Genomic DNA, 11,483 nt, shown 5'->3' on the forward strand with positions numbered 1-11,483 from the left:
GTTCTCCTTAGTGTCCACGATGACACGCGCTGTGATGCACGGCACTGAAAATGGGCCTTATCGAGTATTGCCGCACATTTTCTGCGATTCAATGGCCAAACGGGCACCGGCTATGTGCAGAATTGCAGATATGAATGCGAATCCCGACGATCTCCTGGTGCTGCTGGCGGTGTCCCGTTCGGCGAAGTTCACGACGGCGGCGCAGGTGCTGGGGCTGAACCACACCACCGTCTCGCGGCGGATCGCGGCGCTGGAAAAGGCCCTCGGCGGGCGGGTGCTCTCCCGGGCCTCCGGAGGCTGGGAGTTGACCGAACTCGGCGCCGCCGCGGTTGCCGTGGCCGAGCAGGTCGAGGGCGCGGTGCGTTCGCTGGAGAAGCCGGGGACGACGCCGGACCCGGTCACCGGCGTCGTGCGCATGACGGCCACAGACGGGTTCAGCGCCTACATTGCGGCGCCCGCGGTGGCCCGGCTGCGCCGGCACCACCCCGGGCTCAGCGTGGAGATCATCACGGTCACCCGGCGGGCACTGCAGCAGCGCTCCGGCCTGGACATCGAGGTGGTGGTCGGCGAGCCGCAGGTGCACCGGGCGGAGGCGGCCCGGCTGGGCGATTACATGCTGGGCATGTACGCCTCCCGGAGCTACCTGGCCGAGTACGGGACCCCGACGTCGGTGGACGAACTGAAGGCGCATCCGCTGGTCTACTTTGTCGACTCGATGCTGCAGGTGGATGACCTCGACGCCCCGCGGCGGCTGGTGCCGACCATGCGCGACGGATTGAGCTCCACCAACGTCTTCGTGCACGTGGAGGCCACCCGCGCGGGCGCGGGAATCGGCTTCCTGCCCTGTTTTGCCGCGGACCTGCACCCGGACCTGGTCCGGCTCCTGCCGGAGGAGTTCGCCGAACTGCTCCCCTACTGGATGGTCCTGCGCCCCGACTCGATGCGCCGGCCGGCCGTCGCCGCCGTCGTCCAGGCCCTGCGCGAGCAGACCGAGGCGCACCGCGAGGCGCTGCTGGGCCGCGGCGGGGCCGGAACGATTGCTCCGTAGACGCCGCGCAGGGGCCGCATAAGGGCCGCTACGGGGCGGTCGACGACGGCGGAGCGCCCGGCGGCGCGGCGGCCTGCGCGCCCAGGGCCGGCGGAGCCGGCGGGTCGTGGCGGACCATGGCGCCGGCGGCGAAGGCCCGGACCTTCGCGTCGTCCCAGATGTGGGCGGGGACCGCGCCGCCGAGCAGGCGCCGGGCGAGGCCGGGATCGGCGCCGAGGGGCGCGTCGCTGCCGGCGATGATCATGTTGCCGTAGCGCCGGCCCTTGAGCATGGCCGGGTCGGCGATGATCACCGCGTGGGCGAACGCTGCCGCGATGGTGGCGGCGTCCTCGCGGGCGTTGGCCAGGGCCGGGGCGTCGCCGGAATTCACCACGTAGATCCCGTCCGGAGCCAGGACGCGTTTGGCGTGCGCGGTGAATTCGCTCGTCGTGAGCGGCCGCGGCGTCAGGGAACCGGCGAAGACGTCACGGATGATGAGGTCGCGTGTCTGCGCCGTCAGGGACTCGGTGACCTCGCGGGCCTCCCCGACCCGCAGGCGCAGCAGGGGCGCCTTGGGCAGGTCAAACCAGCCGCGGACGTACTCGGCGAGCTTGCCGTCCAGTTCCACCACCACCTGGCGGGCTTCCGGGTAGGCGGCGTGGAAGTAGCGGGCCAGCGAGCAGGCTCCGCCGCCCAGGTGCAGGGCGCGCAGTCGGGGCCGGTCCGCCGGCGGCCAGCGTGATTCCACCAGCGCGGCGATCCAGCGCATGTACTCGAAGTCCAGGAACAGGGGGTCCGCGAGGTCGATGTGCGAGCTCATCACGCCGTTGATCCGCAGCAGCCAGCCGGTCGAATTGTCCTGGTCCGGGACCAGCTCGCAGTCTCCGGTGTCGATGTAGTACACGCCCGCGACGGGTCCGTCCGGCCGCGAACCCCGCGGCAGCTCCACCACTCCGGGCGTGGGACTTGCCGCGCTGCGGCCGGCCGCCCTCCCCCGCTTGGCCATCAGCCGTCCGCCGTCGTACTCATGCTCTTACCCTAGCCGCCCTCGTCCGGACGATTTTCGGATTGTTCTTGAAAACAAATTGGAAGCGTGCTTATCATTCGATAGTAATCATGCTTACTATTCGAGTTCGCCGCTGCTGGTTTCACCGCCAGCGGCAGATCTACAGGGAAAGAGAGCGACGATGACAGAGAACCAGTGGCCCCAGGACGGCAGCTACGGCACCCCCGCTACGGTGCAGGGGACGGAGCCGGACCTGCGGCAGACCTCGACGTTCCCGACCGCTTCCACCGGGACGTCCTCGAAGACCGACACCGCCAAGGGCGAGGCCGGCGAAGTGACCCGACAGGCCGCGGATGCAGCCCAGAACGTCACCGAAACCGCCAAGGCCGAAGCGGCCAACGTCGCCGGGGAGGTCAAGAGCAACGCCAAGGATCTCCTGCACCAGGCGCGGACCGACCTCACCGCCCAGGCGGGAACCCAGCAGCAGAAGGCCGCCGAGGGCCTTCGCTCGATCTCCAGCGAACTGCACAGCATGGCTGATTCCTCGGAGCAGCCCGGTGTCGCCACCGACCTGATCCGCCAGGCCGCCGAGCGGTCCTCCTCCGTGGCGTCCTGGCTCGACAACCGGGACCCGGGATCGCTCCTGAACGAGGTGAAGTCCTTCGCCCGGCAGCGTCCCGGCACCTTCCTGCTCGCCGCCGCCGGCGCCGGCATCCTGGCCGGCCGGTTGAGCCGGAGCCTGAGCGCCGGAGCGCCGGAGACGGCTACCACGGGCACCACCCAGGCCGGCCCGCAGCACGCCGCCCCGTTCACCCGGGTTCCGGATGCCGGCGTCGCCGTGCCGCCGCCGCCGGTGACCTACCCGGAGACGACGACGGCGGGCACCGCCGGCGCCTACCCGGCGGCCACGGGCGCCGAAACCTACCCGCCCAGCCCGCTGGAGGGTTCCGGAACCGCAGCCGATCCGTGGGCGAACGATCCGCTCGCTGCCGACCCCTACCGTGTCGATCCGGCCATCGACCCCGACCGTAAGGATCCGTTCGACGGAGGCAATCGATGAGCGCCGACATGCCCACGGGCACCCCGATGCCTCCCACGGAGGCCCACGTCAAGGCGGAAACCACCTCCCTGGGCGACCTGCTCGGTGAGGTCACCCGCGACATGTCCACCCTGATGCGTCAGGAAGTGGAACTGGCCAAGGCCGAACTGAAACAGACCACCAGCCGCGCCGGCAAGGGCGGCGGCATGCTCGCCGGCGCCGGCGTCGCAGGCCACTTCGTCCTGCTGTTCCTTTCCCTCGCCCTCTGGTGGGGACTGGGAACACTGATGGGGCTCGGGTGGTCCGGCGTCATTGTCGCGGTCATCTGGGGCATCATCGCCGCCGTCCTGGCCTCGATCGGCCGCAAGGAAATCAAGGCGATCAAGGGCATGCCCCAGACCGCCGAGACGATCCAGGAAATCCCCCCGACCCTCAAGCCCAGCCACTAAAGCGAGGAAGACACAATGAGTGAGAACCCTGATGCAATCCGCGCCGACATTGAAGCTACCCGCGCCCGGCTCGGAACCAACGTTGACGCCGTGGCTGACAAGGTCACCCCGTCGAACATCGTCCACCGCCAGACGGACAAGGTGAAAGACGCCGTCTTCGGAGTGAAGGAGAAAGTCATGGGAGCCGCCGACCACACCGCCGGAAACGTCCACTCCGCCGGCGGCAGCGCCGCGTCCCACCTGAGCGACGCCGGTTCCGCCGTCGCCGATGCACCGCACCAGGTGAAGGCGAAGGCCCAGGGCAACCCGCTCGCCGCAGGGCTGATCGCCTTCGGCGCCGGCCTGCTGGTGTCCTCGCTGATCCCGGCGAGCACCAAGGAACGGGAAGCCGCCGACGCCCTGAAGTCGGCGGCCGAGCCGCTCACCACGGAGCTGACCGACGCGGCCAAGAACGTCGCCGAAGGGCTTCGGGAACCGGCCCAGGAAGCCATGGAGAACGTCAAGGCCACGGCCACCGACGCCGCCCAGAACGTCAAGGGGGAAGGCCAGAGCGCCGTCTCCGACGTAAAGGACCGCGCGGCGGACGCCAAGGACAACGTCCAGCAGGCCTGATCCGACCCGGTAGACGGCCGGTTGCCCCCGCTGACGCGAAGGGCGACCGGCCGCTGCGCTTAACCACGAAAGAAGATTGCGATGGCCAAGAACACCACCAGCGCGGAAACTGGCTCCATGGACGCCGAGACCACCGAAAGCAGCACCGCCAAAGCCCGCACCGCACCCGCTCCCGAGGACGCGCGCAAGCCCGACAGCCCGTCGGAGGTGACGAAGCCGTCCTGGAAATACATTGCGAAGAAGACCCTGCGGGAGTTCACCAAGGACCAGTGCCCGGACCTCGCCGCTTCGCTGACCTATTACGCGGTGCTCTCTCTCTTCCCCGCCCTGCTGGCGCTGGTGTCCCTGCTCGGGTTGTTCGGGGATCCTAAGAAGACCACTTCGGCGCTGCTCGACGTCGTCCAGGGCATCGCCCCCGGCCAGACCGTGGACACGCTCCGCTCGGTGGTCGAGGAACTGGCCAGCTCCTCCGCGGCCGGCCTGACGCTGGTCATCGGCCTGCTTACCGCTCTGTGGTCCGCGTCCGGCTACGTCGGCGCGTTCTCCCGGGCCATGAACCGGGTCTACGAAATCGATGAGGGCCGGACCTTCATCAAGCTGCGCGGGACCATCCTCGGCGTCACCCTGGTCAACCTGCTGATTGTGGTCGTGCTGGCCGCGATGCTGGTACTCAGCGGTCCCGTCGCCGAATCCGTCGGCAACCTCCTCGGCCTGGGCGACGCCTTCCTGGCCGTGTGGAACATCGCCAAGTGGCCGGTGATGCTGGTCCTCGTCATCCTCGCGATCGCCCTGCTGTACTACGCCACCCCCAACGTCAAGCAGCCGAAGTTCCGCTGGATGAGCATGGGCTCGGCCATCGCCCTCGTGGTGTTCCTGCTGGCCTCCCTGGCCTTCGGCTTCTACGTCGCCAACTTCAGCAGCTACAACAAGACCTACGGGGCCATCGGCGGTGTGATCATCGCGCTGCTCTGGCTCTGGATCCTGAACATGTCGCTGCTCTTCGGCGCGGAGTTCGACGCCGAAACCGAGCGCGGACGCCAGCTCCAGGCCGGCATCGCGGCCGAGGAAACCATCCAGCTGCCGCCCCGGGACACCAAAAAGAGCGACAAGCTGCAGGCCAAGGAAGAGGAGGACATCCGCCGCGGCCGGGAGCTCCGCGAAGAGCACAGCGCCGACGCGGCAGCCCAGGATCTGGGACGGGATCAGGCGCGGGACCGGTCGCGGGACTAGGCGTACGGCCGGGCCTAGGCGCGCGGCCGGGCATCCGGCCGGGCGTCCGGACGGGCGCAGGGCCCAAAGCCCCTAGCCCCTGTCGTCCGCTCCGGCTGTAATGGGCACACGCACCGCTGGGGGTGTGATGTCCGCCTATCCGGGAGGATCCATGTCCGCACCCGCAGCAGGTTCCCGGGCCCCGGCCGTCGCCGTAGGGTACGACGGTTCCGAATCCTCCCAGCTGGCCGTCCGTTGGGCCGCCGAACACGCCGCAGCCAGGGGCATGCCCCTGCGGGTCGTGCATGCGTGGGTCTGGCCCATGTTCACGAAGGACCTCGGACCGGTCCAAGGCGTGGCCGGCAGCGGCCTCCGGCACTCGGCCGAAACCATCCTGGCCGAGGGCCTGGGCCTGGCCCGGGGCGTGGACCCCGGGCTCGACGTGGACGGCGTCATGGAAGCCGGGCTACCGGCGCAGGTCCTGCGCCTGGCGGCGAAAGATGCCGCCCTGCTCGTTGTCGGAAGCCGCGGCATGGGCGGGGTCCTAGGCCACCTGGCCGGCTCGGTGTGCCTGGACCTCGCCGCCTCCGCGCCCGGCCCGCTGATGGTGGTCCGCCGGCCGCAGCTGCCGGGCAAACCCATCGCCGTCGGCATCGACGCCGCCCCGGAGAGCTCCGCAGTGGTGGCGCAGGCCGCCGCCCTGGCCGCCGCCGTCGGGGGCGGCCTGCATCTGATCCACGTCGATCCGGACGGCAACCGGGCTCCCGCGCACGGCCGCCACACCCCGCTGCGCGGAGCGGAACTGCTGGATTATGCCGTGGAGGAAGCCCGGCGCCTCAACCCGGACCTGGCCGTCACCGGCGCCCTGGCGGAGGGGCGCTCGGCAGCCAGGGAACTCGTCGAAGCCGCCGAGGACGCCGATGTGCTGGTCCTGGGCACCCACCGGCGCGACGGCGGCATCGGCAACACCGTGTCGGCAGTCCTGCACAAGGCCGCCTGCAATGTCATGATCACCCGCTGAGCCGGGGCTCCGGCCCCGCGGCCGCAGCCCCGGGTGGGAGAACCGGCCCACCCAGGGAGCCGGTTCGAAGCAGACACCGGGAAGGGAGGCCGCGTGCGAGCGTGGTGGGTTGCGCAGCCGGGACCGATCGGCTCCGGGCCGCTGGCATCCGGCGAGCGCCCGGACCCCGAGCCGGGCAGGGGCGAGGTGCTGGTGCGGGTACGGACCTGCGGGGTGTGCCGAACGGACCTGCACCTCGCCGAGGGCGACCTGGCGCCCCGGCACCCGGGCGTCATCCCCGGCCATGAGGTGGTCGGGGAGGTAGTCCGCAACGGCCGCGACGCCGCCCGGTTCCGGCCCGGCGAACGGGTGGGCGTGGCTTGGCTGGGCGGCACCTGCCGGTCCTGCCGGTTCTGCCTGCGCGGGCAGGAAAACCTGTGCCTGTCCCCCACCTTTACGGGCTGGGACCGCGACGGCGGCTACGCCGAACTGCTCACCGTCGCCGAGGATTTCGCCTACCGGATCCCCGACTCGTTCCGGGACGAGGAGGCCGCCCCGTTGCTGTGCGCCGGGATCATCGGCTACCGCGCCCTGTTCCGGGCCGACCTGCCGGCCGGGGGCCGGCTGGGCATTTACGGGTTCGGTGCCTCGGCACACCTCGCCGCCCAGATCGCGCTGTACCAGGGCGCCCGCGTCTATGTCATGACCCGGTCGGAGGAGGCCCGGCGGCTGGCCCTGGACCTCGGGGCCAGCTTCGCCGGCAGCGCCGAGGAGGAACCGCCGGAGCCGCTGGACGCCGCCATCCTCTTCGCCCCCGCCGGCGGGCTGGTGCCGCCCGCGCTGCGGGCCCTGGACCGCGGCGGGACGCTCGCGGTCGCCGGCATCCACCTCAGCGACATCCCGCCCCTGCACTACGCGTCCGAGCTGTTCCAGGAGCGCCAGCTGCGCAGCGTCACCGCCAATACACGGGCCGACGGCGAGGAGTTCTTCCGGATCGCCGCCGAAATCCCGCTGCGCCCCACCACCGTGGCCTACCCCTTTGAGGCTGCCGACCAGGCCCTGCGGGACCTGGCCGCCGACCGGGTGACCGGCGCCGCCGTCGTCCGCGTCAGCTCCTAGCCCGGGTCCGTCCGCCCCCCCCAGCTGCCCCCGCCCCGGCGGCGCGCCGCGGGGAACGTGGAGAATTCATGCCGCGCCCCCGCCCGCAGCAGCACATGCTGGCCGCCCACCCGGACCAGGACCGGGGCGGCGTCGCCGGGGGCAGCGGACACCACCAGCCGGTCCGTTTCCAGGTCCACGGCCAGCAGCTGGTCGCGGTAGCGGACCTGGAAAGCGACCCGGCGGAGCTCGGCCGGCAGCCGCGGGGTGAAGTCGAGCGCGTCGCGGGTGATCCGCAGCCCCGCGAAGCTGCGCTGGACGACGTCGATCGTCCCGGCCATGGCGCCCAGGTGGATGCCGGAGCTGGTGGTGCCGCCCTGGGTGTCGTCCAGGTCCGCGTCCAGGGCCCAGCGGAAAGTGGCCCAGGCGCGTTCGGGATCGTACTGGACCAGGACCGAGGCGTGCGCCACCCGGCTGAGCGTGGACCCGTGCGCGGTCCGGGCCAGGTAGTAGTCCACGGTCGCGGCCAGCTGCCCGGCGGTGACGGGGTAGCCCAGCCGGGCCAGGAAGCCCGCCAGCTGGTCCTCGCCCAGGACGTAGAACAGCATCAGGACATCGGCCTGCTTGGCCAGCCGGTAGTGGTTGGTGCTGTCCCCTTCGGCTTCCAGGATGAGGTCCAGCCGCTCGATGTTGCGGTAGCTGCGGCGGTAGTGGTCCCAGTCCAGTTCGCGCAGCGCCTCGTAGCCGGCGAACTGGCTGATGATCCCGTCCCCGTGGAAGGGCACGAACATGCGCCGGCTCAGCCGCGCCCAGGCTGCGATCTCCCCGGCACTGACGCCCAGCCGGGCCCGGAGGTCCTCCATGTCGAAGCCCCGGACCGAGCGCATGATCCACTCGGCCTGGTCGAACACCCAGGCGGCCATGATGTTCGTGTAGGCGTTGTCGTCGAGCCCTCCGCCGGGGTTGTCCGGCGGACCGGTGTGGTATTCGTCCGGGCCCATCACCCCGCGCAGGTGGAACCGGTCATCCAGCGGGTCGTAGTCGGCCAGGGAGGCGAAGAGGCGCGCGACGTCGACGATCAGCTCCGCGCCGTGCTGGGTCAGCCAGCCGCGGTCCTGCGTGGCCTCGAAATACTGCCAGGCGTTGTAGGCCACGGCCAGTCCGACGTGGCGCTGCCGGTGCGAGTAGTCCGGCATCCAGTGACCGGACAGTTTGTTGTACAGCAGCGTCGGGGTCTGCTCGGTGCCGTCACTCCCGCTCTGCCAGGGGAAGAGCGCGCCCCGCAGCCCGGCCCGCCGGGCGGCGTCGCGGGCGGTGCCGAGCCGGCGCCAGCGGTAGTCGATCAGTTCCCGGGCCAGCGAGGGCAGCCGGGAGTTCAGCACCGGCAGCACGAACAGCTCGTCCCAGAACACGTGCCCCCGGTAGCCCTCGCCGTGCAGGCCGCGGGCGGGGACCCCGGCGTCGAGTTCCGCCGTGTGCGTGGTCAGGGTCTGCAGCAGGTGGAAGACGTGCAGGTTCAGGATCAGCTGCGCCTGCGAGGGCGCGTCGGATTCGATGATGAAGGGCGCCAGCAGCAGCGACCACGCCCGCTCGTGCTCGGCCAGCAGCGCCTCGAAACTGCCCGAGCGCGCCAGCACCGCCTCGGCCCCGGTCAGCGGCGAGGAGACGGCGTGGTCCCGGGAACTGGCCACCCCCACCGTCTTGGTCACCGTCACCGGTACCCCGTCCGCGGCCGGCACCTCGAAGCGGTGGGCGTAGAGGCCGCCGAGCCGTTCGAACGCCGGGTTCGCCGGCCCGGATACCTCGGTGCGCAGCGCCAGGGCGATGCCGACCCGGCTCTGGCTCGTTTGTGCCTGCACCCTCAGACCGACGGCGCCGCGGCCGGCGCTTTCCTCGCTCACCTCCACCCCCGCCAGGTGCCGGGTGGACAGCTGGGCGTCCTCGGGCACATTGGTGTTGGTGACCTCCGTATCGCAGCCGCTGCGGACGCTGACCCGGCCGCTCCAGCCGTCCGCGGTGAGCACGGTCTCGAGGGCGGCAAGGTGGGGCTCCGCCATCGAGACCAGGCGGCGCTGCACCACCCTCAGCCGCCGCCCGGCGTCGTCCTCCAGCACCGCCTCCCGGGTCAGGAGGGCGCGTTTCAGGTCCAGGGTGCGGCGCTCGCTGCGCAGCGTGAGCCCGCCCTCGGACCACCAGGGGCCGTCGCCGACCCGCAGGTCCAGGTGCAGCCAGTTGGGAATGTTCACCATGTGTTCGTCGACGGTCAGTTCGCCCTGGACCACGCTGGCGAGCCGGTTGTAGACGCCCGCCAGGTAGCTGCCCGGGTAGTTGATGCCGCCGCCGCGGTGTTCCGGGGCGGCACCGCGGGTGGCCATGTAGCCGTTGCCCAGGGTGGTCAGGGCTTCGCGGTGTCCCTCGTGCGCCGGGTCGAACCCCTCGTAGACGAGCAGCCAGGGGTGGCTGATGACCAGGCCGATGTCCAGTTCGCTGACGTCCTCGACCACGACGTCGGCGCCCGCGGCTTCCAGCTCGGCCCGGCGGCCGGCGCGGTCGATGCCGACGATGAGTCCGAAGCCGGCCCGGCGGCCGGCCGCGGCCCCGGCGGGCTCGGCGACGATGGCCAAGGCCCGGGCGGGGCGGATATCCAGCCGCCGCACCGCCTCCAGCGCCGGGTCGGGTCTTCGGCCGGCGGCGGGTTCCCCGGTCTGCGCTGCGGCCCAGTCCCCGTCGACGACCTCGTCGAAGAACCCGGTCAGGCCGGCGCTGTCCAGCAGCGCCGCGGCGCCCGGAACCGGGGTGGCCAGGAGCACCGGAACCCGTCCCGCTTTGAGCCTCTCCAGCAGGGACACCGTGCCCGGAAAGGCCGGCGGCCCGGCCGGGGCCTCTGCGGTGTCCAGCACCACGCCGTCGAGCCCGAAGACCACCGCATCGACGGGCGCCAGTGCAGCTGCAACCGTCGGCGACTCCGTCATGCGTCATTCGTACCAGTCATCGGGGCCCGGCAACAGTGCCGGCATCCGGGCGCGCGGACTCAGCCGAGGAGCGCGTCGAGGGTGGTGAAGCCGTAGCCGGCCTGGCGGATCCGGTCGATGATGCGCGGCAGGGCGTCCGCGTCCAAGGTGGTGCCGTCGTCGGGGTTGGAGCCGATGTGCATCAGGACGATCTCCCCCGGCTGCAGGGCGGCCAGCACCCGGTCCTCGACGATCCGGGCCGTGATGCCGCCGCTGGTCCCGTTCCAGCCCAGCGTGTCCACGGTCCAGCGGACCGGCACGTAGCCCAGGTCGTTGACGGCGGCGATGGTCCGGGCGTCGCGCTCGCCGAACGGAAAGCGGAACAGCGGCCGCGGCTCGGCGCCGCCGGCGGAAATGGCCGCCCGGGCGTCGGCCAGCTGTGCGGCGATCTGCGCGTCGCTCAGCGAGGTGAACCCGGGGTGGGTCATGGAGTGGTTTCCCACCCGGTGCCCGGCCGCGGTGATCGACGCCACGCCGGCAGGGTTGGCGCTGGCCCAGGTGCCGGTCAGGAAGAAGGTGGCCCGCACGCCGCTGGCAGCCAGGGTCCGCAGGATGGACGGCAGGCCTGCGGAGTTCGCCCCGGCGTCGAACGTCAGGGCCACCGTGCGGCCGGCACCGGGGATGACCTCGACGTCGATCCCCCGGAGCGCCGCGGGGAACGGGTCCGCGGGCGGTGGCGGCGCGACGGTGGCGGGAGGCCTCGACGGCGGAGGCGCGGGCGGCGCGGTGACCGGCGGCGTCGTAGGAGTCGAAGTTGGAGACCGCGTAGTTGGCGGTGGGGACGGCGTGGCCCGGGCGGTACTCGGGGTGGCCGTCGGGGTCGCGGGCGGGGTTACGGTGCTGCTTGCCGCGCCGGGGCCTTGGGGTGCGGAGGCCGGCGGCCCGGCAGCGAGGACCACCGCGGCCACGACAATGCCGGCGATGAGCAGCGCCAACGCCGCGAGGGCAATCAGCCGGCGCCGGTCCGCGGCGAAGGTCGACCACATGGTTCACCGTGGCACCAGGGGCCCCGGGCGGGCTAGGGCTGAAAGG

General features: G+C 71.6%; 10 protein-coding genes. 7 read left to right on the top strand and 3 right to left on the bottom strand.

The features are described from left to right. Positions 1-130 precede the first annotated feature (130 nt). Complete coding sequence (locus ACTWLI_RS04655; RefSeq protein ID WP_445155503.1) at positions 131-1,048, top strand: LysR family transcriptional regulator; 918 nt, start codon at positions 131-133, stop codon at positions 1,046-1,048. 28 nt (positions 1,049-1,076) lie between these two features. Here the strand turns inward: ACTWLI_RS04655 and ACTWLI_RS04660 are convergent, their stop codons facing one another. After that, entirely contained in the window at positions 1,077-2,033 is a 957-nt protein-coding gene (locus ACTWLI_RS04660) for a spermidine synthase (RefSeq protein WP_445155504.1), read from the bottom strand. Positions 2,034-2,214: 181 nt separating this feature from the next. On the opposite strand from ACTWLI_RS04660, the gene ACTWLI_RS04665 reads away from it, so the two are divergent. The 6 genes from ACTWLI_RS04665 to ACTWLI_RS04690 all read left to right on the top strand — a co-directional run bounded on the left by ACTWLI_RS04665 (position 2,215) and on the right by ACTWLI_RS04690 (position 7,461). Continuing rightward, positions 2,215-3,093 (top strand): hypothetical protein, encoded by an 879-nt coding sequence (locus tag ACTWLI_RS04665; protein ID WP_445155505.1) that lies wholly within the window; start codon positions 2,215-2,217, stop codon positions 3,091-3,093. A gap of 26 nt (positions 3,094-3,119) precedes the next feature. Continuing rightward, entirely contained in the window at positions 3,120-3,521 is a 402-nt protein-coding gene (locus tag ACTWLI_RS04670) for a phage holin family protein (RefSeq protein ID WP_445156120.1), read from the top strand. A gap of 15 nt (positions 3,522-3,536) precedes the next feature. Then, positions 3,537-4,133 (top strand): DUF3618 domain-containing protein, encoded by a 597-nt coding sequence (locus tag ACTWLI_RS04675; RefSeq protein WP_445155506.1) that lies wholly within the window; start codon positions 3,537-3,539, stop codon positions 4,131-4,133. A gap of 81 nt (positions 4,134-4,214) precedes the next feature. Continuing rightward, a complete protein-coding gene (locus tag ACTWLI_RS04680) occupies positions 4,215-5,363 on the top strand; it encodes a YihY/virulence factor BrkB family protein (RefSeq protein WP_445155507.1) in 1,149 nt (382 codons plus the stop codon). 151 nt (positions 5,364-5,514) lie between these two features. Continuing rightward, complete coding sequence (locus ACTWLI_RS04685) at positions 5,515-6,363, top strand: universal stress protein (protein WP_445155508.1); 849 nt, start codon at positions 5,515-5,517, stop codon at positions 6,361-6,363. 93 nt (positions 6,364-6,456) lie between these two features. After that, positions 6,457-7,461, top strand: coding sequence for a zinc-dependent alcohol dehydrogenase family protein (locus ACTWLI_RS04690; RefSeq protein ID WP_445155509.1), 1,005 nt, complete (start codon positions 6,457-6,459; stop codon positions 7,459-7,461). Here ACTWLI_RS04690 and ACTWLI_RS04695 read toward each other — a convergent pair. Both ACTWLI_RS04695 and ACTWLI_RS04700 read right to left on the bottom strand, forming a co-directional pair. Beyond that, the gene (locus ACTWLI_RS04695; RefSeq protein WP_445155510.1) at positions 7,458-10,412 is read right to left on the bottom strand and encodes a glycosyl hydrolase family 65 protein; all 2,955 of its coding nucleotides are present in this window, start codon (positions 10,410-10,412) and stop codon (positions 7,458-7,460) included. The two genes, ACTWLI_RS04690 and ACTWLI_RS04695, sit on opposite strands and share 4 nt — an antisense overlap. Before the next feature lie 59 nt (positions 10,413-10,471). Next, a complete protein-coding gene (locus tag ACTWLI_RS04700; protein ID WP_445155511.1) occupies positions 10,472-11,437 on the bottom strand; it encodes a polysaccharide deacetylase family protein in 966 nt (321 codons plus the stop codon). Positions 11,438-11,483 lie beyond the last annotated feature (46 nt).

It is taken from the genome of Arthrobacter sp. Hor0625, from assembly GCF_052567525.1.

What these genes read in the sequence shown, in the direction of transcription:
- ACTWLI_RS04655 (WP_445155503.1), top strand. Translation starts at nt 131, where the DNA reads ATGAATGCGAATCCCGACGATCTCCTGGTGCTGCTGGCGGTGTCCCGT.
- ACTWLI_RS04660 (WP_445155504.1), bottom strand. Translation starts at nt 2,033, where the DNA reads ATGGCCAAGCGGGGGAGGGCGGCCGGCCGCAGCGCGGCAAGTCCCACG.
- ACTWLI_RS04665 (WP_445155505.1), top strand. Translation starts at nt 2,215, where the DNA reads ATGACAGAGAACCAGTGGCCCCAGGACGGCAGCTACGGCACCCCCGCT.
- ACTWLI_RS04670 (WP_445156120.1), top strand. Translation starts at nt 3,120, where the DNA reads ATGCCTCCCACGGAGGCCCACGTCAAGGCGGAAACCACCTCCCTGGGC.
- ACTWLI_RS04675 (WP_445155506.1), top strand. Translation starts at nt 3,537, where the DNA reads ATGAGTGAGAACCCTGATGCAATCCGCGCCGACATTGAAGCTACCCGC.
- ACTWLI_RS04680 (WP_445155507.1), top strand. Translation starts at nt 4,215, where the DNA reads ATGGCCAAGAACACCACCAGCGCGGAAACTGGCTCCATGGACGCCGAG.
- ACTWLI_RS04685 (WP_445155508.1), top strand. Translation starts at nt 5,515, where the DNA reads ATGTCCGCACCCGCAGCAGGTTCCCGGGCCCCGGCCGTCGCCGTAGGG.
- ACTWLI_RS04695 (WP_445155510.1), bottom strand. Translation starts at nt 10,412, where the DNA reads ATGACGGAGTCGCCGACGGTTGCAGCTGCACTGGCGCCCGTCGATGCG.
- ACTWLI_RS04700 (WP_445155511.1), bottom strand. Translation starts at nt 11,437, where the DNA reads ATGTGGTCGACCTTCGCCGCGGACCGGCGCCGGCTGATTGCCCTCGCG.